This is a genomic window from Pseudomonas sp. 9.3L (genome assembly GCF_058536285.1).
Genome location: NZ_JBZUBK010000001.1, coordinates 1,703,898 through 1,728,640, shown reverse-complemented (window position 1 = coordinate 1,728,640; position 24,743 = coordinate 1,703,898). Strand labels below are relative to the sequence as shown.

Genomic DNA, 24,743 nt, shown 5'->3' with positions numbered 1-24,743 from the left:
ATGACGACAGCCACCGCGCCAGGTGCATTGCACCGGGTAGTAAACACCCCGCTTTTGATCCTGTTCATCCTCGGCGATGTGTTGGGCGCCGGTGTGTATGCACTGGCGGGGACCATCGCCGGTCAAGTGGGCGGGGCCATTTGGGCGCCCTTGTTGATTGCGTTGTTTTTCGCCCTGCTGACTGCCGCCTCCTATGCCGAACTGGTCACTAAATACCCCAAGGCCGGCGGCGCTGCGGTGTTCGCCGAGCGGGCGTTTGGGAAGCCTTTGTTATCGTTCCTGGTGGGGTTTTCGATGCTGGCCGCAGGCGTAACCAGCGCCGCAGGCCTTGCGGTGGCGTTCGCGGGGGATTACCTCGGGGCGTTCGTGCAATGGCCTTCGGGGTGGGTCGCCGCAGGCTTTCTCATCGTGGTGGGGCTGCTCAATGCCCGAGGCATCAAAGAATCCTTAAGCGCTAACCTGGTCATGACATTGATAGAGTTAAGCGGTCTGGTGATGGTGGTGGTGGCTGCCGCGTGGTACACCGCCAGCGGCCATGCGGTGCCGGCGCGCCTGGTCGAGGTGGACGCCCAGGCCCCGGCGGCGGCCATCCTTGGCGCTTCATTGCTTGCCTTCTACTCCTTCGTAGGCTTCGAGACCTCGGCCAACCTGGCCGAAGAGGTGCAGGACGTGAGCCGCGTGTACCCCAAAGCGCTGTTCAGTGCATTGCTGATTGCCGGTGCCATGTACCTGCTCGTGGGAGCCGGGGCGGCGCTGGTGTTGCCGGTGGAACAACTCAAGGCCTCCAGCGCACCGCTGATGGAGGTGATCAGCGCGTCCGGCTTGGGTATTCCACGCCAGTGGTTCGCCGTCATTGCGTTGATTGCCGTGGCCAACGGTGCGTTGCTGACCATGATCATGGCCAGCCGGCTCGCCTACGGCATGGCGCGCGAAGGGCTGTTGCCTGCCGCGCTTGGCCGTGTACTGCTCCGCCGTGGCACACCCGGCTGGGCCACTCTGGCCACCACCCTGGTGGCGATCGCGCTGACCTTTACCAGCACGCTTGAGGTGCTGGCACAAACTGTGGTGCTGTTGCTGTTGTTCGTGTTTCTCAGCACCAACGTGGCAGTGCTGGTGCTCAAACGCGACAAGGTCACCACGCCGCACTTCAGCGTGCATTGGGTATTTCCGGTGCTGGCGGTGCTGTCGTGCCTGTTGCTGCTGGCGCAGCAAGGGCCGGCCACCTGGCTGCGTGCCGGCGTGATGCTGGGCGTGGGCCTGTTGCTCTATGGCGCAAACCGGGCCCTGAGCCGCCGCTAATTAAAACTCCACCTTGCCCCTGCCCGCCTTGATGGACCCGCGCTTGCCCTTGGCGTCCAGCCGGCGGGTTTTTGAGGCGCGGGTGGGCTTGGTGGGCCGACGCGCCTTTTCCACCTGGCCTGCCTCAAGGATCAGCGCCTTCAACCGCTCCAGGGCGTCGGCGCGGTTTTGCTCCTGCGTCCGGTACTGCTGGGCCTTGATGACCACTACCCCTTCGCTGGTGATACGGCTATCGCGCCTGGAGAGCAGCCGTTCTTTGTAAAACACCGGCAGCGACGAGGCCAGGATATCGAAGCGAAGGTGCATGGCGCTCGACACCTTGTTGACATTTTGCCCCCCCGCCCCTTGGGCACGGATGGCCGTGAGTTCGACCTCGCTGTCGTGTAAGTGCACAGCATTTGAAATTTCCAGCATGGGCCAGCCTGAACTGCGGTTATAGGCCGCCACCATGCCTTTGTTCGATAACAAGGGCAACTGGCTAACACTGTTTAAAAACCCAATATCCGCCGCACAAAAAGCCGTTAGGGCCCTTAGCATTTTTCCGACATTCTGCTATAACTCACAGAAACTTATTGGATTGGATCCGGTCATCCCGCTCTAGTAGGCACTCTGGCGCGCGTTGCCCGTACAAGGTTTAGATAAGGCAGGATGAGATGGACAACATTGTAGTCGCCGACAAATCTACTTCCGAACTTACCGCGCGCGAATGGGGGGACCTACAGCTTGCCCGCCCGGGCGTGGTGCAAATGCCGGTAGCGCCCGGCCAAGTCGCCACGGTGGCCCGCAGCGGGCAAGACGCCATTGTCACCTTGAAAAGTGGCGAACAGGTGACCGTGGGCAACTTCTTCAACGCCACCGCGGAGGGCCTGCGCAGTGACATGGTGTTCCAAGGCGAAGACGGGGCGCTGTGGCAAGCCCAGTACAGCGCTGAAGCCTTCAATGGCTTCAGCTTCACCGAATTATCCTCCCTCGATACCCTGCTGACCGGTGCGGGCGTGGTGGGCAGTGCAACGCCGGAGTGGGCGATTGCCGGCCTGGGCGCCCTGGGTGCGGGAGGTGCTGGTGTTGCCGCGAGCCAGGCGGCGAACAGTGGTGGTGGAGGCGGTGGCGGTGCTGCCACGCCGCTCGACACCCTGGCCCCGGATGCCCCCACCGGCCTGGTATTGGGCACGGATGGCTTGAGCCTGAGTGGCCTCGGGGAAGCCGGCGCCACGGTGAATGTATTCGACACGCTCGGCAACCCCCTGGGTAGCGGGCTGGTGGCAGCAGATGGGCGCTTTGCTTTCAGCCTGACCCGCGCTCAGCTCAATGGCGAAACCCTCTCGGTGGTACAAACCGACGTGGCGGGCAACCTCTCCCCGGCTGCCAGCCTGATCGCGGCAGACGTCACGGCCCCCGCTGCTCCGGCCGACCTGGTGCTGGACGTCACCGCAGGCGTACTGACCGGCACCGCCGAAGCGGGTGCGCAGGTGACCGTGCGCGCGGCCAACGGCACGGCGCTGGGCAGTGCCGTTGCAGCGGCCGATGGCCGTTTCAGCCTTGCCCTGAACGCCTCAACCCTTGCAGGCACCGCCCTGGCGGTCACCGCTACGGACGCCGCCGGCAATGCGTCGGCTGATGCGCGCCTGGACGTACCGGCGCTGCCACTGCCGCCCCCTGCGCCCATCCTTGACGAGACTCCACCCGCAGTGCCGGTAGACCTGGCCGTCAGCGGTGACGGTAGTGTCCTCAGCGGCCGGGGCGAAGTGGGCGCAGTGGTCACCTTGTATGACGCCGTTGGCAACGTGCTGACCACCGGCGTGGTCGCCAGTAACGGCGTGTTCACACTGGCGGTGGTGCCGGGTGTGATCAGCGGCCAGCTGTTGCAACTGACCCTCACTGACGCGGCCGGTAATGTGTCGCTCAACGTACCGATTCAAGCACCAGACCTGACCCAGCCGCCCGCCCCTACCAACCTGACCATCAGCGCCGACGGCCTGGCGCTGACCGGCTTTGCCCGTGCGGGCACGCGGCTATTGGTACGCAACCTCAGTGGCCGTGTGGTCGGTGCAGGTCGCGCCACTGCCGACGGCAGTTTCACCATCGCCCTTGATGTGGCCTACCACAACGGGCAGGTCTTCGACGTTACCGCCACCGATGCCAATGGCAACAGCTCGCTGCAAGCGCTGGTCACGGCACCTGATACCACCGCGCCTGTAGCCATCACCGGGCTTGCCGTCAGCGCCGATGGCCTGGCGCTGTCCGGTCAGGGTGAAGCCGGTGCCAGCGTTCGGGTACTCAATGCCAGCGGTAGCCTGATCGCCACCGGCAGCGTGGCGGCCAATGGCACCTTCGTTGTAGCGCTCACCCCTGCGGTGGTGCCGAGCACCGGCCTGGTGGTGGTGCAGGCAGACGCCGCAGGCAATCTCTCCCAAGGCAGCAATATTAGCGTGCCCGCCAGCGCACCGGCAGCAGCGACAGGCTTTGCCCTCGCTGCAAACGGGCTGGCCTTGACTGGCACGGCCGCCAGTGGCGCCACCGTGCAGGTCCGTGCGGCCGACGGTACCCTGCTCGGCACGGCGGTCGCCGGCACGGATGGCGCCTTCACCGTTGCCCTTAGCGCGGCTCAGCAAAACGGAGAGCTGCTGGATGTCACCGTGCAGGTGGGCAGCGGCACGTCGGTGATAGCAGTGGTGACCGCACCTGATGCGACCGCACCCGCCCTGCCCACCGACCTTGTGGTGAACCCCAACGGCGCCCTGCTCAGCGGCCGTGGCGAAGTGGGCGCGCAGGTCACAGTGCGTAACGCCGCAGGCGCTGTGCTGGCAGTGGGCAGCGTGGCGGCCACGGGTGCGTTTGCCGTATTGCTCAACCCGCCTCAAGTGGATGGTCAGGCCCTGCAGGTGAGCCTGTCCGATGCCACAGGCAACGCCACGGTGGCTGTGCCCATTACCGCGCCGGACATCAACGGCACGCTCTTGCCTCAAGGGTTGGCCCTGGATATTGCAGGCACCTTAATGACCGGTGTGAGCGAAGTGGGCGCTACCGTTACCGTACGCGATGCCACTGGTACGGTCCTGGGTACTGGCCTGGTAGCGGCTGACGGCAGCTTCAGTGTGGTAATGAGCACCCCTCAAGCCAACGGTCAGGCCCTGCGGGTAGAGGCTGTTAATGCGGCAGGCACCACCGCCACAACCCTGCCCTTCACGGCCCCGGACGTACAACCCCCAGCCGCCGTAAGCAACCTGCTGATGGACGCCCAAGGCCTTGTGCTGACGGGTATCGGCGAGCCTGCGAGCCAGGTCACCGTGCTGGACATCAACGGCGCCTCGCTAGGTACCGGGCAAGTAGGCACCGACGGCACCTTCAGCATCACCTTGAGTTCGCCTCAAATACGCGCTGAGTCCTTGCAGGTGATCGCGGTCGATGGCGCTGGCAACCTCAGCGCCCCGGTTACCCTTACCGCACAAGACCTGGTGGCGCCGGATGCGCCAACCGACCTGGCGCTTTCCGCCAACGGGCTTATCGTCAGCGGGACCGGTGAACCGGGCGCCACGGTCACCGTTACCAACGCCGCTGGCACGGTGCTGGGAACGGCCTTGGTGGGCGGTAATAGTCGCTTCGAGGCCACCCTGACGCAAGCACAGGTCAACGGCCAAACCTTGACCGTGATCCAGGCAGACGCCGCGGGCAATAGCGCCACCGGCCCTGCGCTGGTAGCCAGCGACATCCAGGCCCCAGCGGCGCTGAGCGGCCTTCAGGTGATCAACGGAGGCGCTACCCTCACCGGCTTTGGCGAAGCCTTGGCCACCGTCAGCGTGCGCAGCCTCGACGGCACCCCGCTGGGTCAGGCCACGGTAAACCCTGACGGCACGTTCAGCCTGTTACTCACCCGCCTGCAACTCAACGGCGAGTCGCTGCAAGTAATACAGGCCGACGCCCAAGGCAACCTGTCCCCCTTGGCCAGCGTCACCGCCCCCGACACCTCAGCCCCGGCTGCAGTTGATAACCTGCTGCTCAGCGGCAACGGCGCCGGGCTCACCGGCACCGGTGAGCCCGGCGCCACGGTGACGGTACGCGGCGAGGCCAATGCCGTGTTGGGCACGGCTCAAGTCGATGTGAATGGCAACTTCAGCGTGGTGTTGGCAACGCCTCAGCTCAACGGTCAAGCCTTGAGCGTGGATCAGGTCGACAGCGGGGGCAACACCTCCACGGCTATTGGCCTGACCGCCCGCGACGTCAGCGCACCCGCCGCCCCAACCGCCCTCGCCCTCGATGCAACCGGCCTGGTACTCAGCGGCACCACCGAAGCCAACGCGCACGTCGAGGTGCGTGACGCCAGCGGCGCGGTGATAGGCCGCGCCAACGCGGGGGCCGACGGCAGCCTTGCGGTAACCTTGAGCAGCGCCCAGCTCAACGGGCAAACCTTGCAGGTCAGCGTGACCGACGCGGCGGGCAACCTGTCGCAACCCGCGGCTGTGGTCGCACAGGACACCACTGCGCCCGCCGAGGTGCGCGACCTGGTCATCAGCCCGGACGGCACCGCCGTGTCCGGCACGGGTGAAGCGGGCGCGCAGGTCACCGTTACCAACGCGGCGGGCGGGGTGTTGGGCACGGCAACGGTAAGCCCGGACGGTACCTTCAACCTGACCCTGACCACCCCCGCGCTCAGTACCGACGTCTTGTCGGTGGTCACCCTCGACCCAACTGGCAACAGCTCAAGCCCCGTGACGCTGCTCGGCCCGGACGGCACCCAGGTACTTACGCCCACCAACCTGGTGCTGTCTGCCGATGGTTATACCTTGACCGGTACCGGGCAAACCGGCACCCGTGTCAGCGTCACCACGATCAACGTCGCCGATGCCAGCGGCACCCTGCTGGGCACGGCTCAGGTAGGCAGCGATGGCAGCTTCCGGGTGCTGTTGCAGACACCTCAGCTCAATGGCCAACTGCTGCACGTGATCGCCACCGACAGCACCGGCACGGTCTCGGTATCGGCCAGCCTGTTGGCGGTCGACGCCACCGCCCCGGACGCCCCGGTGGACCTGGCCACGGCCAACGGTGGCAGCCTATTGACCGGGCGAGGCGAAGCCGGTGCCACGGTCACGGTTACCGATGCCACCTCAACGGTGCTGGGTACAGGCGTGGTTGCGGCCAATGGCACCTTCTCGGTCGTGCTGACCCCGCCCCAGCTCAATGGCCAGGCACTCACTGCAGTACAAACCGACACCTCAGGTAACCCGTCACTTCCCACTACGCTGGTGGTGCCAGACCTCGAAGGCCCCGCTTCGCCAACGGGCCTTGCCATCAACACCTTTGGCACCGTGGTCAGCGGCCTGGGCGAAGCCGGCGCGCTGGTGACCGTGCGTGATGCCACCGGCGCAGCGCTGGCCAGCGGCACCGTGAACCAGAGCGGCGTGTTCCAGATCACTTTGCCCGTGGCCCAGAACACCGGCGCGGCGCTCTCGGTACAACTGGCGGATGCCGCAGGCAACAGCTCGCCCAGCGCCAGCGTCGGCACCCCCGACTACACGGCGCCCGCGCCCGTCAGCGGGCTCCTGATTACCCCGCTCGGCACTAATCTGTCAGGCCTGGGGGAGCCCGGCGCGACGGTGAACGTGCGCAACGCCGCCGGCACCCTGCTGGGCACCGGCACCGTGGACGTGAACGGCGTGTTCAACCTGGTGTTGAGCCCGCCCCCGGTCAACGGCGAAGCCCTGGACATTACCCAGACAGACGGGGCCGGCAACACCTCGGTGGCATTAGGCCTTACTGCGCCAGACATCAGCCCACCGGCGGTACTCAGCGGCGTGGTGATCAACGCCGACGGCGTCACCGTGGCCGGCCAGGGCGAGCCTGGCGCCACGGTGTACGTGCGCGGCCTGGACGGCGTCGTGTTGGGCTCTGGCCTGGTGGCCGGCAATGGCGCCTTCAGCCTGGCCTTGAGTACGCCCCAGTTAAATGCGCAATTGCTCACGGTTAACCAGGAAGACCCGCCGGGCAACGAAGGCCCTGCGTTGAACATTACGGCCCCTGATACGCAGCCACCGGCAAGCCCCAGCGACCTGGCGATCAACCCCGGCGGCGTGCAGGTGACGGGCCTGGCTGAGGCCGGCTCGCAGGTGACCCTCAGAGACGCCCAAGGCAACGTATTAGGCAGCGCAGTCACCGCCGACAACGGCACCTTCGTGGTGGCCTTGAATGCACCGCAGCTCAATGGCCAAGCCCTGAGCGCGATCGCCAGCGACGCTGCGGGTAATCTCTCGGCGGCTGCGCTGCTGACGGTTCCGGACCTTACCCCGCCTGCCAGCGCGAGCAACCTGGCGGTGTCTGCCGATGGCGCCACCCTCACCGGCTTGGGCGAGGCAGGTTCCACAGTCACTGCCACCGCAGTGGATGGGCGGGTACTGGGTACGGCGACCGTCGATGCCCAAGGGGGGTTCAACCTGGCATTAACCCCGGCAGCAGCGGCCGGTGACCTCCTTTCGGTCGTCGCCAGCGACGCGGCGGGCAATGCCGCGTCAGGCGTAGCAGTGACCGCGCCGGGCTTCCTGGCGCCTAGCGAGGCCAGCAACCTGGCACTGGCCACCGACGGGCTGACCCTGGCCGGCAACGCCGACGCCGGCAACCTGGTACGGGTGTACAACGCCACCGGGCAATTGCTGGGCACGGCCTTGACCGCCAGCGACGGCACCTTCTCGGTATTTTTATCAAGCGCTCAGCTCAACGGCCAAGCCTTGAGCGTGGTCGCGACCTCCACCGATGGCATCAACGCCCAGGCCGTGTCGCTGGTAGCGGCTGACGTAACCGCCCCGGTGGCCCTGAGCACCTTCTATCTGGCCAGTGACGGCGCCAGCCTCAGTGGGCTTGGAGAGCCAGGCGCCACGGTGCGGGTATTGGCCCAGGGCGGGTTGATTCTAGGCACTGCCCTAGTGGGCGCCGACGGCACGTTCGCGCTGACCCTGGCGCCTGCCCAACTGGCTGGCCAAGCCTTGACCCTCACTCAAGTAGACGCCGCTGGTAATGAATCCCCCCTTGCCGCGCTCACTGCCCCTGATTTTGAGGCCCCGGCCGCGCCAACCGGCTTAAGCCTGAGCCTGGATGGGCGTTTGCTGTCTGGCCTGGGCGAAGCCGGGGCAACCGTGACGGTACACGATGCTAGCGGCGCGGTGCTCGGCACCGGGATTGTTCGACTGGATGGGACCTTTGAGCTGGCGGTAACACCGGCCCAGGCCAATGGCCAGGCGCTGTCGGTCGCTCTAGCGGACGCAGCAGGCAATACGTCGCTCCCAGGCGCCGTGCTGGCGGCGGATTCCACCGCGCCCACCGCCTTGACCGACCTTGCCGTGGGGGCCGACGGCGCCAGCCTCAGCGGCCGAGGCGAGGCCGGCGCCACCGTGACCGTCGCGAATGATCAAGGCACTGTACTGGGCACGGCATTGGTGGGCGCGACCGGTGCCTTCAGCCTGGTACTGAGCACGCCCCTGCTCAACGCCGAAGTACTGACCTTCACCCAGGCAGACCTCGCGGGCAATGTGTCGCCCGCGGCCATCCTGCTCAGCCCAGATCTCACGGCACCCGACCCGCTCGATAACGTGGTGATCAACGCTGCGGGTGCGGTGGTGAGCGGTGCGGGTGAAGCCGGTGCCACCGTTACGGTGCGCGATGCCACCGGCGCCTTGCTCGGCAGCACGGTGGTGCTCGCCAACGGCAGCTTCAGCGTGGCCCTGACCACCCCGCAGATCAACCTGCAAGTGCTGACGGTGCAGCAGGCCGACCCGCCTGGCAACATCAGCCAGCCGGTGCAAGTGATCGCGCCGGACCTTACCCCGCCCGCCCAGCCCGCCAACCTGGTGCTCAACGTCACGGGCGATCAGCTCAGCGGTACGGGCGAAGCGGGCACCCTGGTGCAGGTGTCCACCGGCGGTACCGTGATAGGCAACGGCACCGTTGGCACGAACGGCACCTTTCTGATCGCGTTGGACACGCCTGCCGCCAATGGCCAGGCAGTGTGGGTGAGCCTCACTGACAGCAAGAACAACGTTTCCCCGCTTGGCTCGCTAACCGCCCCGGACATTACCCCGCCCGCCGCCGTCACTGACCTTGGCCTGGATACCTCCGGCCAAGTACTGACCGGCAAGGGCGAGGCCGGCGCCAGGCTGGTGGTGACCAATGCCAGTGGCGACACCCTTGCCCTGGGCAATGTGGGCAGCGATGGCACCTTTGCCATTGCGCTGACCCCGCCTCAGCTCAACGCCCAAGTGCTCAGCGTGGTCCAGCAGGACGCCACCGGTAACCCCTCCAGCGCGGCACAGATCACCGCGCCGGACCTTACGCCGCCCGCCGCCCCGCTGATCGACGCGCTTGCCAGTAACCAGGTGACACTGACCGGCACCGGCGAGGCCGGGGCTAGGGTCCAGGTACGCTCAGCCACTAACCCCAATCTGGGCACGGCGACCGTGGGCGTCGACGGCACCTGGACCTTGAACCTGACCACGCCTCAGCGCAATGGCCAGGTACTGACGCTCACTCAGACTGACGCAGAGGGCAATACCTCGGCCGGCGTACTCTACCAAGCCGCCGACACCACCGCGCCGGACCCTGTGAGCAACCTGCAAGTGAGCGCCGACGGCCTGATACTGACCGGTACCGGGGAAGCAGGCGCCCAGGTGAACGTGAGTGACAACGCAGGCGCCGTTTTGGGCACTGCGGTGGTCAGCGCCGATGGCACCTTCAGCCTCAGCCTGAATGCCGCTCAGCTCAATGGCCAGCGCTTGACGGTTACTCAAACGGACCTGGCCAACAACACCTCGCCCGACGCCATCGCGACCGCAAGCGACCGCACGGCCCCCGACGCACCTACCGTCACTAGCCTGACCGTGGGAGGCACGCTGCTCAGCGGCAGCGCCGAGGCCCTGAGCACCGTGACTGTGCTCACAGCCAACGGTGCCGTGATCGGTACGGGCCAGGCAGACAACAATGGCCTGTATTCGCTCACCCTAGACCGTGCGCAGGCCAACGGAGAACTGCTCAACCTGGTGGCCACAGATGCGGCCGGCAACGCGTCCGCCGCGCTTGCCTACGCTGCGCCGGACATCACCGCGCCTGACGCCGTTACTGACCTTGCAGTGAGCAGCGACTACAGCACCCTGGCCGGGCGTGGCGAAGCGGGCGCTCTGGTGAATGTCAGCCTGAACGGGCAATCCGTGGGCGCTGCCACCGTGGCCGGCGACGGCACCTTTGTAGTTGCCCTTAACGGGCAGGTGTCAGCCGCCGATGTGCTCAGCGTTACCCAGGCCGACGCCGCAGGTAACCTGTCACCGACTCAAGACTTGACCGTGCCCCAGCAACCGCCACCGGACGCCCCCTCAGCCCTGGTGCTGAGTGCCGATGGCCAGGCGCTGAGTGGGCTCGCCGTGGCGGGCAGCACCGTGCGGGTATACTCAGACGGCCGGCGCCTGCTGGGCACCACCACGGCGGCGAGCGATGGAACCTTCACCGTGGCGCTGTCTAGCCCACAAACCAACGGCGAGGTCTTGACGACCACTGCCACCACGGCAGCAGGCGGCGAGTCCATCCCTACCCCGCTAGTGGCGCCCGACACGACGGCACCGGGGCCCCTGACCGATCTGGCGATCAATGCCACCGGCACCCTGATTACCGCGCGTGGTGAGGTAGGCGCCACGGTGACCGTTCGCGCAGCAGACGGTACCGTGCTGGGCACTGCCGTGGTCGGTACCGGCGGCACCGTCAGTGTTGGCCTGCTGACTGCCCAGGCCAACGGCCAACGGCTGACCGCGACGCAAGCGGACGTCGCAGGCAATACGTCTGGTGCTCTTGGCGTCACAGCGCCGGACATCACCCCGCCGCTGGCTCCCGTTGCCCTGGCGCTGGACAACACCGGGCGTGTGCTAAGCGGCCGTGGCGAGGTAGGCGCCCTCGCTCAAGCAAGGGACACCGCAGGCAACCTGCTAGGCAGCGCCACCGTCGCCAGCGACGGCACCTTTACCCTGAGCCTGCCCAGCGCTCAGCTAAACGGGCAGGCCCTGGGCGTGACGCTCACGGATGGCGCGGGCAACGTGTCGGCCATCACCCCGTTCAGCGCTGTGGATACCACGCCGCCCGCCCTCAACAACCTGCTGTTGAGCGCCAGTGGGCTGCAACTCACCGGTAGGGGCGAAGCCGGGAGTACGGTGAGCGTCACCAGCGCGGCGGGTACGCTGCTGGGCACGGCGCTGGTGAATGCCGCCGGGTTGTTCAGCGTGCAGTTGAGCGCCGCTCAGCTCAACGGCGAGGTGTTGACGGTGCGGGAGGCCGATGCCGCCAATAACGGTACCAGCACCACCCTGACCGCGCCGGATCTTACCGCCCCCAGCGCGCCCTTGAGCGTGGTGGTGGCCACGGACGGTAGCACGGTGACGGGCACCGGTGAGGTAGGCAGCGTGGCCAGTGTCTACAGTGCCACCGGCGCCTTGCTGGGCACCGCCACGGTAGGCAGCGCTGGGGCCTTTTCGGTCACGCTTAACCAAGCCCAGGCGGACGGCCAGGTGTTGAGCGTGCGCTTGACCGACGCCGCCGGTAACGCCTCGCCCCTGACCAATGCCACCGCACCCGACATCACGCCGCCGCCCGCCCCTGTGACACCGGTGATCAGCAGCGGCGGGACCCAGGCCAGCGGAAGTGGGGTCGCGGGCGCCCGGATTTTCGTTCGAAACGCGTTGGGCGTGCTATTGGGCAGCGCCACCGTGGCGGCCAACGGCACCTGGGCGGCCACGCTGAACCCACCGCAGATCGACAGCCAGACCTTGAGCGTGGTGCAGGTGGACGCCGCCGGGAACGAGTCGGCCGCCGCCGGGGTAGTGGCGCCTGACCTCACCCCACCTGCTGCGGCCACGGCCTTGCTGGTGGCAGGCGACGGCAGCAGCCTCAGCGGCGTGGGCGAAGCGGGAGCCACGGTGACCATCCGCGCGGCCAGCGGCGCGGTGCTGGGTACTGGCACCGTGGCGGCCAACGGCACCTTCGCCGTGGCACTGAGCAGTGCGCAGATCAACGGCGAAGTGCTCAGTGTGAGCCTTGCCGACGCCCGCGGTAACCTCTCGGTAGCCAGCGTGGTGACGGCGCCGGACATCGACGTGAACCTGCCAGTGATCGCCAGCGATAACCTGGCCACCGCCAGCGTGGCCCTCTCGCCCGTCACCACCACCCGCAACTACACGGACAGCTTTAGCACCGCACTGGCGGGCTTTAGCAAGGCGTTCAATTTCACGGTGGCCAGCGGCACAAGTGTCGACCCTCTACTCACCCTGAACACCGGCAGTGCCCTGGCCCTGTACAACAACGCCACTTTTACCCTGCAAGTGCAGGATGCCAACGGCAATTGGGTCACCCTGGGCGCAGGGCCCAGCGGCAGCCTGCTTAATGTGTTGTTGCTGGCGGGCCAAGGGGTGCAGGTGGACATCGGCACCTTGCTGGGCGGCAACTACCGGGTGCTGGTGGCCAGCAACGGCATTGGCGTGCTGAGTACGGTCACCAGCAACCTGCAGCTGGACATTACCGCACTTAACCAATTCAGCGGCACGGCGGGGGCCGTGCTCAACGGCAATGTGGTCACGGACGTGGGCGTGGACGGCACGCGCGACATCACCGGCCCGGACAACGGCGCCGCTGTGCAGGTGCTGCGCAATGGCGCCTTTGTCAGCACCGCAGGCGGGGTATCGGTGCAAGGCCAATACGGCGTCCTCACCCTCGATGCACAAGGCAATTACACCTACACCGCCAACGGCAGCACGGCCAGCGTGGGCAAGGTGGACGTGTTCACCTATCAGTTGGTGCACCCTAATGGCCTGAGCGACACCGCTAACCTGTACGTGCGCATCGACAGCCCTCAGGCCACTGAAGTGTGGGACAGCGGCAACCTGGCGGCACCCGCCACCGTGGTCGATGCCACCTTCGATGTGGCCAATACCGCGCTGAGCCTCACCAACCGGGTGACCACCACCACCAGCGCCCTGGGCAGCGTGCCCGTTCAGCTCAACGGCGGGTCTGGCAGTTTCACCTTCAACGTGGCGGCAGGCACCGTCAGCGACCTCACCATCAGCCTGTCTGCTACCAGCCTGCTCTCGCTGTTGAATGCCTCGACCCTGGGCCTGTACAAGCTCAATACCGCCACGGGTCAGTACACCCTGGTGGGCACCTGGGGCGGCAACACGCTGCTGAGTTTGGGCGGAGGCGCCGTGGGGATTACGGTTGATGACCAGACCGCGGGCACCTACCAGGTACGGCTGAGCGTAGGGGGCGTGGGCCTCCTGACCACGATAAACATCGGCCTGACCAACGTGGCGACCTACAACAACCAGTTCACCGTCAGCAGCTATACGCCCGTAGCGGGCAACCTGTTGACCGACCCTGCGGGGGGCGGGCCGGATGTGCTGGGCTCGGCCTACACCCTGCTCAGCGTGCTGGCCGCTGGCAACTACGTGGTGCCCGGCTACAACGGCACCACGCTGGCGGGCACCTACGGCACCTTGCTGGTCAAAGCCGACGGCAGCTACACCTACACCCTCAATCCAGGGCTGAGCGATGCCGCCATTGGCCATCAGGACGTGTTCACCTATGCCCTTACCCACCCCAACGGCACGGTGGACACCGCCACCCTCACGGTCAACCTGAACGCGGTCGGCGTTACTGCGGCCCTGCGGGCCTTTGCGCCGCTGAGCAGCGCCAGCCTGGTGGACGACCACAGCGTGGCAGCGGCTGGCACTGACGCTATTACCCTGCACGGCACGGCTGGCAATGACACCCTCGATGGCAGCCAGGGCGGTGCGGTCACGCTGCTGGGCGGTGCGGGTGACGACACCCTGATCGTGGTCGACCAACACTTTGCCTCCGTGGACGGCGGCAGCGGCACCGACACCCTGCTGTGGGCAGGGGGTGCAGCCACCATCGACCTGGGCAACCTTCAGGGGCGCATTCATAACATCGAGGTGATCGACCTCAACACCACCGCGCCGGTGAACCTGACCCTGGGCCTGTCAGACCTGATCAGCGTGCTTTCACCCCAGAGCAGCACCCTGCTGATCAAGGGCGGCCATGAAGACAGCGTACACATTGAAGGGGCCTGGCACGCAGACGGCGCCCACACACTCGCTGGCGTGGACTACCTTCAATACAGCCCACAGGAGGACCCCAGCCATCATTTGTGGGTGCAGAACGGTATTCAGATGGTGTGAGCGTCAAGCAACACAGCCTAACCGCCTGGCCATGCGCTGAACGCGTCATCAGTAAGGGATAGCAGTGAATCGAAGGATAAAAGGATGTTCGCGCCCGTCAGCTTTGCTGGCGTTGGCGCTGCTGGTCACGCAGTACCCTGCCCAGGCGGCGCCACCTGAGGTTGACCCCGCGTTGCTGCGTATCAGCCCTCACCCGGACCGCCAGGGCAGCCAAGTGCCACGCCCTGGCCTGGCGCTGCGCTCGCCCATCACCGAGCCTACCTTTGACCTGACCGAAGCCGTGCGCCTGGCCGTGGAGTGGCACCCCAGCATCGCGCAAGCGGTGGGCCAGCTCTACCAACAGGGCGAAGCCATCAATGTGGCCGAAGCCGGCTACCGGCCTCAAGTCAGTGGTGGCCTGAAGGCCGGGGTGGACAGCGGCTATAACGGCGAACGCGGCAGCCAGTCCCTGAGCCTGTCGCTCAAGCAGATGCTCTATGACTTCGGCAAGGTGCGCAGCGCGGTAGACACGGCCCGTGCCAGGGCGGCCCAGGCACAAGCGCAACTGTTGCTGACGCTTGACCAGGTGGCCCGCGATACCGCCTACGCCTACCTCGAAATGCACCGCTACCGGGCGCTTCAGGCCATTGCCGAAGACCAGGTACAAGGGCTGGGGCGCATTGTGGAGCTGGCCCAACAACGCAGTGACATGGGCGCCAGTACCCGCTCGGACGTGGTGCAAGCGCAGTCCAGGGTAGACGGTGGCCGCGCCACCTTGCAGGAGTACCGCGCCGCGTATGCGCGCTGGCAAACCACCCTGGCCAACCTGCTGGGCCGTGCCACCACCCCCGACGGCAGCGACGCCTACCCGCTGGCCCTGCGCGACGCTTGCCAGGTAAGCGAGCCCGCCGGCGACACCCTGCCTGCGGTACTGGCCGCGTTCGCGCAACGCAACCAGGCTCAGGCGGAGCTGGCCCAGGCGCGCGCCCAAGCGTTCCCTACGGTATCGCTGGAGCCTACGCTCAACCATTACCTGGACAACGGCTACAACGAAAACAACCCCTACCTGGACCGCACCCAGGCCGGCATCTACCTCAACGTTGAAGTGCCTATTTATCAAGGCGGCGCTACCAGCGCGCGCAGCCGTGGCGCGGCCTATGCCTTGACCGCCGCCGATGCCGCCGAGGACGCGGCCCGGTTGCAGGCGCGCCAGGGCATGGCCGAAGCCCGCGTGCAAACCCTAAGCCTGGGCAATCGCCTGGCCGCGCTGGAGCAGCGGCAGGTCAATATTTCCCAGGCGCGCGAGCTGTACGGCCACCAATACCTGGAGCTGGGCACCCGGCCCCTGTTGGATTTGCTCAACGCCGAGCAAGAGATTTACCAGGCGCGCTTCGACCTCACCAATACCCACGCCGACCTGCGTCGGCTCCAGGTGGACTGCCTGTACAACAGCGGCGGCATGCGCCGCGCCTTTGGCCTGGAAGGCCGTAACGTACAAGGGGTGCAGGTGCTGCCATGACCGACGTAAACCCGATGGCCCCCGCCGCCACAGGCACCCCGCCGCCCTTGGACTACACCCCCTGGGCAGACGCCATTTTGCTGGTGGCCCGGCATTACCGGCTGGATGTATCGCCCGAGAGCGTGCGCCTGGCCTCGCTTTACCGGGACCAGCCGTTGGAGCAGGTGGTACGGCAGATGGCCCGACAGGCCGGCCTCACCGCCAAATTCAGCGCCGTGGATGTGCGCCTGCTCAGCCGGTGGCGCCTCCCCTTGGTGGTGGAGCTTAACGACGGCCAGGTCGGCGTGGCCCTGAGTCTTGGCGCGGAGGGTGAAGTGGCCGTGGCCTTCAGTGGCGATCAAGGCCTGCAAAGCCGCTTGGCCCTGGCCGACTTACCGGGCGAGGTACGCCGCCTGCTGGTGTTGCGGCCCAGCCGACCGCTGGCGGACGCCCGTACCGACGAGCATGTGCCGCCTTACGACGAACACTGGTTTCGCCGGGTCGTGTTGCGCGATCTGCGGCCTTACGGCCAAGTCATGCTGGCGTCGCTGGTGGCCAACGTGCTGGGCATGGCCGGGGTGCTGTTCTCCATGCAGGTGTACGACCGGGTGATTCCCGCTGAGTCCTTGCCCACCCTGTACGTGCTGTTCAGCGGCGTGATGCTGGCGGTGACCTTTGATTTCGTGATGCGGCTGATGCGCCTGCGGATCACCGACCTGCTCGGCAAGCGTGCAGACTTGCGGGTCTCGGACCTGGTGTACAGCCACGCCCTGCGCCTGCGCAACTCGGTGCGCCCGCGCTCCACCGGTTCGTTCATCGCGCAGTTGCGTGAGCTGGAACAGATTCGCGACCTGATCACCTCCAGCACCGCGACGGCCTTGGCCGATGTGCCGTTTTTCTTCCTGTTCGCAGGGGTGTTCTTCTTCATCGGCGGGCCCTTGGTGGCCATTCCGCTGGTAGCCTTGCTGGCCATGGTGATTCCCGGTGTGCTGTGTCAGCGTCGCCTGGCACGGCTGGCCAATGCCAACCTGCGCGAGGCAGCGCTGCGCAATGCGATGCTGGTAGAGAGCATCCAGGGGCTGGACGACCTCAAGGGCTTGCAGGCCGAGCAGCGTTTCGAACAGCAATGGAATCGCTATAACGCCGCCTCTGCGCAAAGCAGCCTGCAACTGCGCGGGCTCACCAACAGCCTGGTGACCTGGACCCAGAACGTACAGAACGCGGTGTTCGCGGTGGTGATCGTGGTAGGCGCGCCCATGGTCATAGGCGGCGACATCACCACCGGTAGCCTGGTGGCCTTGTCGATGCTGGCCTCGCGCATGATGGCGCCCATGGCGCAGCTCACCCATGTGCTCACCCGCTGGCAACAGGCCAAGGTGGCCCTGCAAGGGCTAGACCGCCTGATGCGCCTGCCGACCGACCACCCCGAAGGCAGCAGCCGGGTTCACGTGGCGGCGATCCGCGGGGACTATCACCTGGCACAGGCCAGTTTTCGCTACAGCCCTGAGGCCCCCGTGGCCTTGACGGTGGATCAGCTGCACATCCGCCCCGGTGAACGCATCGCTATCCTGGGCCGCAACGGTGCGGGTAAGTCCACCCTGCTGCACGCCCTGGCAGGCAACATGGACATTGCCACCGGCGACCTCACCCTCGACGGCATTGCCCTCGCCCACTTGGACCCGGCCGACCTGCGGCGCGACGTAGGCCTGTTGCTGCAACAGGCTCGGCTGTTTCACGGCACGCTGCGCGAGAACCTCACCCTGGGTGCGGCCTTGGCCACGGATCAGGAGCTGATTGCCGCGCTGGCCGCCACGGGTGCCCTGGAGTTCGTACGCCAGTTGCCCAAAGGCCTGGATCACCTGTTACATGAGGGCGGGTTGGGGCTCAGCGGCGGCCAACGGCAGAGCCTGTTGCTGGCCCGGCTGCTGATTCGCCAGCCGCAGGTGCTGTTGCTGGACGAACCCACCGCCGCCCTGGATGACGTAACCGAACGCAAATTGCTGGACGACCTGGCCAACTGGAGCCGAGGCCGTACCCTGGTGGTGGCGACCCATCGCGCCAGCGTGCTGCAACTCGTGGAACGGGTGATCGTGGTGGACAACGGCCGCATTCTGCTAGACGACGCACGTGACGCCGCCCTCGCCCGGCTGCGCCACACCGGAGGGCCGCAGGCATGAAACTCTTGACCCCTGCTACACCCGCGTACCTGGACGGCACCGACGACCGCGCCCTCGTCCGCGCCAGCCGCGTGGTGGCCGTCACTGCCGTGATGCTCGCGGCCTTCATTGCCTGGGCGGCCACCTTCGAGGTGGTGGAAGTGTCCAACGGCACCGGCAAAGTAGTGCCCAGCTCACGCGAGCAAGTGATTCAGTCGCTAGAAGGCGGGATCATCGCCAGCTTGAACGTGGCTGAGGGCGACGTCGTAGAGCGTGGCGATGTGCTCGCCCAACTGGACCCCACTAAAAATGAATCCAACGTAGGCGAAAGCGAGGCGCGCTACCGGGCCGCCACGGCCAGCATGGCCCGGCTGCGCGCCGAGGCCAGTGACCAGCCGCTGAGTTTTCCAGCGGCGCTGGACGGCTCACCCGACCTGATTCGTAGGGAAACCCAACTGTACACCAGCCGCAGACGGGGCCTGGAGGCTACCCTCAACGGCATCAATGATTCACTGAAACTGGTGCGTAGCGAACTGGCCATTACCGAAAACCTGGCCAAGATCGGTGCCTCCAGCCGGGTGGAAGTCATCCGCCTCAACCGCCAACGCTCGGAGCTTGAGCTTAAGGCCAGCGAAGCCCGCTCCGAGTACGTGGTGCGGGCGCGGGAAGAATTGGCCAAGGCCAGTGCCGAGGCTGACAGCCTGGCCCAGGTGATCCGTGGGCGTGCCGACTCGTTGGCGCGCCTGACCCTGCGCTCGCCGGTGCGCGGCGTGGTCAAGGACATCAAGGTCACTACCTTGGGTGGCGTGGTACCCCCCAATGGCCAGTTGATGCAGATTGTGCCGATGGACGACCGCCTGTTAATCGAGACGCGGGTCGCGCCCCGCGACATTGCATTCATCCACCCAGGTCAAGCCGCCAAGGTGAAGATCACCGCCTATGACTACGCGATTTACGGCAGCCTGGACGGCACTGTGGTCAATATTTCCCCCGATACCCTCCAAGACGAAGCCAAACCCGAGGTCTTCTATTACCGCGTGTACATCCGCACCGCCCATGACGCCTTACTCAACAAGGCGGGCAAAACCTTCCCGATCGTGCCTGGGATGATCGCCAGCGTGGACATCCGTACCGGCGCCAAGACGGTGCTGGCCTATCTGCTCAAGCCCTTGAACCGGGCCGGTGAGGCACTCAGAGAGCGCTAGGGCTAACCTGTGGCGGGCTCGTAGGCCTTTACTTGACTGCCAATTGCGCGATGGGCTTCTCCAGCCCTTGCTGAGCCTGGAAACGCTGCCATTCCTGGGCGATCTCCCTGTAGGGCATAAAGATGCTCACCCTCGGTTGGCTTGCCAGGTCGGGGCGCTTGAGGCCCTCAAGGTCACCTCGGGTGAGGTAAGCCACGTTGATACCCACGGCATCACCGTCTGCCGCAAACACGGGCCCGCCCGACATGCCTTTGCCTGTGGGGCCGGTATGGGTGGCATACAGCACGTTGTCGGTCGTGCTGAGGCGCACCATGGCAGGCAGCGCCTGGCCTGTGCCCGCGATGGGCACGTACAACGAGTTGTAGCCAACAGCGGTGAGGGTCTCACCGGGTACGTATTGGCGCCACAGTGGTGCGCGGTCAGCCTTGTGACGGAAAAACTGCACATCGCCCCGCCCCTGGTACACCGCATTGGGCAAATAAGGCACATGCTTGACGGTTACGGCGTAGTCATCGTTCCACTGCACCGCGCTGCCCATCAGCATCAAGGGCAGTGGGCCGCCGGAATGCACCACGAAGGCATGGTCGTACACGGGGTCGTTAAGGTAGGCGGTAGGGATGCCGTTGCACCCGCTAAGCAACACACAAGCGGTGAGGAAAGAAACGATCTTATAGATAAACATAATTGATGCCAGATGATTGATTGATAAGATGGTGGCGAATATGTCAGTACGCCATCACTTCCACCAGCACCGGCGGTCTGGATCCAGCCGCACTAAATTATGGATCCCTATATTTTTTGAATGTTATTTTTTAGCGCGCTAATAAACACGCTGCAACCCTTGATTTAGAGCGCTTTAGAGCGAAACTACAAAATTGCTTAATGGATCCAGCAAATAAGAGGATGATCGTTTTTTATTCGGATCCAGCCGAACGGTCATGGGCAACCCGTAGGTTTTACGTGTTAACTCCGGCCTGTGCGCCGCTTCAGCCTCACCGCCTGGTGATGTTCTTCCCTATGCGGCGTAGTGACGCTCGATTACCATCGCGCTTACTTCGGTCACTGGCGATATAGCCAGGCCATTACCGCGTAGCCTTTTTCGTAGCCCAACTCATGCCCCTGAGCTTGCGTTTGCCCCGTCAGAAGTCCACTCGGCTCTCCATGGCCGGCGCCGTCGTGCTAGTGCTCGTTGCGACAGCCGCCTGGTTGGCCCGCCCCGCCCCGGTTCCAGCAGCCATGACCAAGAGCGGCCCGGTACCGGTGAGGGTCGTACAGGTGGCCGTTGCCGATGTACCACAGCAGTTGACGGCCATCGGTACCGTGACGCCGTGGCAAAGCGTTACCGTGCGTGCGCAGGTAGACGGCATCCTTACCCGGCTCTGGGTCAAGGAGGGGCAGTTCGTGGAAAAAGGCCAACTGCTGGCGAGCATCGATGACCGCGCCCTTCGTGCCAGCCTCGCCCAGGCCACTGCCATGGCGGCACACACCCGCGCCCAACTCAAAGGCGCGGGCATCGACCTCAAGCGCTACACCACCTTGGCAGAGGATCGCAGCATCTCTCGTCAGCAATTGGACCAGCAACAAGCCCTGCGCGACCAACTGCAGGCCACTTTGCAGGGCAACGAGGCTGCGGTGGAGGCTGCCCAGGTAGCGCTTTCTTATACGCAGATCCGCTCGCCGCTCTCCGGCCGGGTTGGCATTCGTGCCGTGGACGAGGGCAACCTGTTACGGGTAAGCGACGCCCAAGGCCTGTTCAGCGTGACCCAGATCGACCCCATCGCTGTGCAGTTCGCGGTACCTCAAGCGCAACTGCCGCTGCTGCAAAGGTTACTCAAAGGCGCCAACCCGGCGCCGGTGGTGGCCTACGCCGGGGGTGACCTGGAGGGTCGCGAGCCCTTGAGCGAGGGGCACTTGAGCCTGATTGATAACCACGTGTCCAGCACCACCGGCACCGTGAAGGTGAAGGCGCGGTTCAGCAACGGCGATCAACGCCTGTGGCCTGGGCAACTGGTTAACGTACGGCTGCAAACCCTGCTGCGGCATGGCGCCTTGGTGGTTCCCAACGCCGTGGTGCAGCGCGGGCTGGAGGGCACGTTTGTGTATCGGGTGCGCGATGGCCGGGCGCAGAGCGTGCCGGTGAAGGTGGTGGACCACACCTCAACCCATAGCGTGCTAGAAGGGGTGGCCGCCAATGACACGCTGGTCAGCGACGGTCAGTCCCGGCTCACCCCAGGCACTACCGTAGAGGTGCTTGCGCCGGAGCCCCGTGCCCAGGCCGCCGAGGGCGCACAACCATGAAGGCCGGGCGCGGGCCGTCAGCGTGGTGTATCGACCACCCCATCGCCACCCTCCTGTTAATGTTCGCCTTGGTGCTGCTAGGCGTCATGGCGTTTACACGCCTGCCCGTGGCGCCGCTGCCGCAAGCGGAATTCCCGACCATCCAGGTGATGGCGCAGTTGCCCGGCGCCAGCCCCGACACCATGGCGTCATCGGTCGCCACGCCGTTGGAGGTCCAATTCAGCGCCATCCCTGGCATCAGCCAGATGACCTCCACCAGTGCCCTGGGCTCGACCATCCTCACCTTGATGTTCACCCTGGACAAGAACATCGACAGCGCCGCCCAAGAGGTACAGGCCGCCATCAATACGGCCGCTGGCCGCTTGCCCCAGGACCTGCCCAACCTGCCCACTTGGCGCAAGGTCAACCCAGCCGACAGCCCGGTGTTGATTCTAGGGATCAGCTCCACCCAGCTCACCGGGCCGGAGCTGAGCGATCAGGTAGAAACCCTCCTGGCGCGGCAGATCAGCCAGATCGATGGCGTGGGCCAGGTGAACATCACCGGTCAGCAGCGTCCGGCCGTGCGCGTGCAGGCCCAGGCAGACACACTCGCGGCCTTGGGCATCACCCTGGCCGACCTGCGCCAGGCGCTGCAGGCCAGCAGCCTTAACCTGGCCAAAGGGGCGTTGTACGGCGACACGCAGATTTCCACCCTCTCCGCCAATGACCAACTGTTCACGCCGGAGGGCTATGCAGACTTGATCGTGGCTTACCGGGACGGCGCTCCGGTGCGCGTGAAGGACGTGGCCAACGTGGTGGCTGGCGCCGAAAACGATTACGTGCAGGCCTGGTCGGAAGACCGCCCCGGCGTAAACCTGTCCATCGCCCGCCAGCCAGGCGCCAATATCGTCGACACCGTAGAACGTATCCAGGCCGCCCTGCCCGGCCTCCAAGCGCTGTTACCCGCCTCCGTCCAGGTCACCGTGCTCAATGACCGCACGCAGACAATCCGGGCCTCGTTACATGAAGTGGAGCTGACGCTGCTGATCGCTATCGCCTTGGTGATCGCGGTCATGGCGCTGTTCCTGCGCCAGGTGTCCGCCACCTTGATCGTGTGCGCGGTACTGGGCGTATCGCTGGTGGCAAGCTTTGCGGTGATGTACCTGCTGGGCTTTAGCCTCAACAACCTCACCTTGGTGGCGATCGTCATTGCCGTGGGGTTCGTGGTGGACGATGCCATCGTGGTGGTCGAGAACATTCACCGCTACCTGGAGCAAGGCCTGGCCCGCCGCGAGGCTGCGATCAAGGGCAGCGCCGAGATCGGTTTCACGGTGGTGTCCATCAGCTTTTCGCTGATCGCCGCGTTCATTCCCCTGCTGTTCATGGGGGGCGTGGTGGGCCGCCTGTTCAAAGAGTTCGCCCTCACCGCCACCGCGACCATCCTGCTGTCGGTGGTGGTGTCCCTGACCTTGGCACCTACCCTGGCGGCCTTGTTCATGAACGCGCCCAAGCACCCCGAGCCCGGCAAACGCAACATTGCCGACCGCCTTCAGGCCGGCTATGACCGCTGGTTGCGCAAGGCGCTGGACCACCAAGGGCTGATGCTGGGGGTGTTCGGGGTGTCGCTGGCCCTGGCCATTGCAGGCTACGTGTTTATCCCCAAAGGGTTTTTCCCGGTGCAGGACACAGGCTTCGTGGGCGGTACCAGCGAAGCGGCGGCCGACACCTCCTATGGGGACATGGTCGCCAAGCACCTGGCGCTGGCCAAGATCATCGCGGCCGACCCTGCGGTGCGTACCTACTCACATTCGGTAGGGGTCAGCGGCAGTAATCAGACTGTGGCCAACGGCCGCTTCTGGATCTCCCTCAAGCCACGGGAAGACCGCGATGTGGACGTGAGCCAGTTCATCGACCGGATTCGCCCACAGTTGGCGAAGGTGCCCGGCGTGGTGCTGTACCTGCGTGCCGGCCAGGACATCAACTTAAGCTCCGGGCCCAGCCGCAGCCAGTATCAGTACGTACTCAAGAGCAACGATGGCGACGCGCTCAACCTGTGGGCGCAGCGCCTGACCGATGCGCTACGTGGCCAGCCGGCCTTCCGTGACCTCTCCAATGACCTGCAGCTGGGCGGCAGCATTACCCCCATCGACATCGACCGGGCGGCGGCGGCGCGCTTCGGGGTGACCGCCAACGATGTGGACCAGGCGCTGTATGACGCCTTCGGTCAGCGTCAGGTCAATGAATTCCAGACCAGTACCAACCAATACAAAGTCATCCTTGAGCTGGACGCCGCGCAGCGGGGCAAGGCGCAGAGCCTGGACTACTTCTACCTGCGCTCACCCTTGACTGCAGAGATGATTCCACTGGCCGCACTGGCCCATGTAGGCGCGCCAAAAAGCGGGCCCTTGTCTATTGCCCATGACGGTATGTTCCCGGCGGCCAACCTCTCCTTCAACCTGGCCCGCGGCGTAGCGCTTGGCGACGCAGTGGCCCTGCTGGAGCGCACCGAGCGCGACATTGGCATGCCCGCCAGCCTTACCGGCACCTTCCAAGGCGCGGCGCAGGCGTTCCGAAGCTCCCTGGCGAGCCAGCCATGGCTGATCCTCGCAGCGCTGGTGGCGGTGTACATCATCCTGGGGGTGCTGTACGAAAGCCTGGTACATCCGCTGACGATCATTTCCACCCTGCCCTCCGCAGGCCTGGGCGCGCTGGTACTGCTATGGGCCTGCGGCCAGAGCTTTTCGATCATGGCGCTTATCGGCTTGGTGCTGCTGATCGGCATCGTGAAGAAAAACGGCATTCTGCTCATCGACTTCGCCCTGGACGCCCAGCGCAACCAGGGCCTTAGCCCGCGTGAGGCGATTCATCAGGCGTGCCTGGCCCGGCTCCGGCCTATCGTGATGACTACCCTGGCGGCGCTGCTGGGCGCGGTGCCGTTGATGATCGGCTATGGCGCCGGTGCCGAGTTGCGCCAACCCCTGGGGATCGCGGTGGTGGGCGGGTTGATGGTGAGCCAGGTACTGACGCTGTTCACCACGCCGATCATCTACTTGCAGCTTGAGCGGCTGTTTCATCGCCGCCGCGCCAGCGCGAATCAGGTGATGGTCTAGACTCTCTAGGA

9 protein-coding genes are annotated in these 24,743 nt (G+C 65.6%); 7 read left to right on the top strand and 2 right to left on the bottom strand.

All coding sequences use genetic code 11. From position 1 onward, the window contains the following. A complete protein-coding gene (locus AC4LE2_RS07840) occupies window positions 1-1,299 on the top strand; it encodes an APC family permease (protein WP_491825219.1) in 1,299 nt (432 codons plus the stop codon). Here the strand turns inward: AC4LE2_RS07840 and arfB are convergent, their stop codons facing one another. After that, window positions 1,300-1,713: an alternative ribosome rescue aminoacyl-tRNA hydrolase ArfB gene (arfB, locus tag AC4LE2_RS07835; RefSeq protein ID WP_491825218.1), complete on the bottom strand. Its 414-nt coding sequence runs from the start codon at window positions 1,711-1,713 to the stop codon at window positions 1,300-1,302. Window positions 1,714-1,952: 239 nt separating this feature from the next. Here arfB and AC4LE2_RS07830 point away from each other — a divergent pair, with 239 nt between their 5' ends. From AC4LE2_RS07830 to AC4LE2_RS07815, 4 genes are all read left to right on the top strand, one after another. Next, window positions 1,953-14,507, top strand: a complete 12,555-nt coding sequence (locus AC4LE2_RS07830) for a BapA/Bap/LapF family large adhesin (RefSeq protein ID WP_491825217.1) — start codon at window positions 1,953-1,955, stop codon at window positions 14,505-14,507. Between the two features lie 64 nt (window positions 14,508-14,571). After that, the gene (locus AC4LE2_RS07825; protein ID WP_491825216.1) at window positions 14,572-16,005 is read left to right on the top strand and encodes a TolC family outer membrane protein; all 1,434 of its coding nucleotides are present in this window, start codon (window positions 14,572-14,574) and stop codon (window positions 16,003-16,005) included. Further along, window positions 16,002-18,161: a type I secretion system permease/ATPase gene (locus AC4LE2_RS07820; RefSeq protein WP_491825215.1), complete on the top strand. Its 2,160-nt coding sequence runs from the start codon at window positions 16,002-16,004 to the stop codon at window positions 18,159-18,161. Before AC4LE2_RS07825 ends, AC4LE2_RS07820 begins: the two co-directional genes overlap by 4 nt. Further along, window positions 18,158-19,345 (top strand): HlyD family type I secretion periplasmic adaptor subunit, encoded by a 1,188-nt coding sequence (locus AC4LE2_RS07815; protein WP_491825214.1) that lies wholly within the window; start codon window positions 18,158-18,160, stop codon window positions 19,343-19,345. The genes AC4LE2_RS07820 and AC4LE2_RS07815 overlap by 4 nt, the downstream gene beginning before the upstream one ends. 28 nt (window positions 19,346-19,373) lie before the next feature. Here the strand turns inward: AC4LE2_RS07815 and AC4LE2_RS07810 are convergent, their stop codons facing one another. Next, entirely contained in the window at window positions 19,374-20,027 is a 654-nt protein-coding gene (locus AC4LE2_RS07810) for a S1 family serine peptidase (RefSeq protein ID WP_491825213.1), read from the bottom strand. 479 nt (window positions 20,028-20,506) lie between these two features. Here AC4LE2_RS07810 and AC4LE2_RS07805 point away from each other — a divergent pair, with 479 nt between their 5' ends. Continuing rightward, window positions 20,507-21,643 (top strand): efflux RND transporter periplasmic adaptor subunit, encoded by a 1,137-nt coding sequence (locus AC4LE2_RS07805; RefSeq protein WP_491828082.1) that lies wholly within the window; start codon window positions 20,507-20,509, stop codon window positions 21,641-21,643. Beyond that, window positions 21,640-24,732 (top strand): multidrug efflux RND transporter permease subunit, encoded by a 3,093-nt coding sequence (locus AC4LE2_RS07800; protein WP_491825212.1) that lies wholly within the window; start codon window positions 21,640-21,642, stop codon window positions 24,730-24,732. Before AC4LE2_RS07805 ends, AC4LE2_RS07800 begins: the two co-directional genes overlap by 4 nt. Window positions 24,733-24,743 lie beyond the last annotated feature (11 nt).

Excerpts from the sequence above, each read along its gene's own strand:
- AC4LE2_RS07840 (WP_491825219.1), top strand. The coding sequence starts at position 1 with ATGACGACAGCCACCGCGCCAGGTGCATTGCACCGGGTAGTAAACACC.
- arfB (WP_491825218.1), bottom strand. The coding sequence starts at position 1,713 with ATGCTGGAAATTTCAAATGCTGTGCACTTACACGACAGCGAGGTCGAA.
- AC4LE2_RS07830 (WP_491825217.1), top strand. The coding sequence starts at position 1,953 with ATGGACAACATTGTAGTCGCCGACAAATCTACTTCCGAACTTACCGCG.
- AC4LE2_RS07820 (WP_491825215.1), top strand. The coding sequence starts at position 16,002 with ATGACCGACGTAAACCCGATGGCCCCCGCCGCCACAGGCACCCCGCCG.
- AC4LE2_RS07815 (WP_491825214.1), top strand. The coding sequence starts at position 18,158 with ATGAAACTCTTGACCCCTGCTACACCCGCGTACCTGGACGGCACCGAC.
- AC4LE2_RS07810 (WP_491825213.1), bottom strand. The coding sequence starts at position 20,027 with ATGTTTATCTATAAGATCGTTTCTTTCCTCACCGCTTGTGTGTTGCTT.
- AC4LE2_RS07805 (WP_491828082.1), top strand. The coding sequence starts at position 20,507 with ATGGCCGGCGCCGTCGTGCTAGTGCTCGTTGCGACAGCCGCCTGGTTG.
- AC4LE2_RS07800 (WP_491825212.1), top strand. The coding sequence starts at position 21,640 with ATGAAGGCCGGGCGCGGGCCGTCAGCGTGGTGTATCGACCACCCCATC.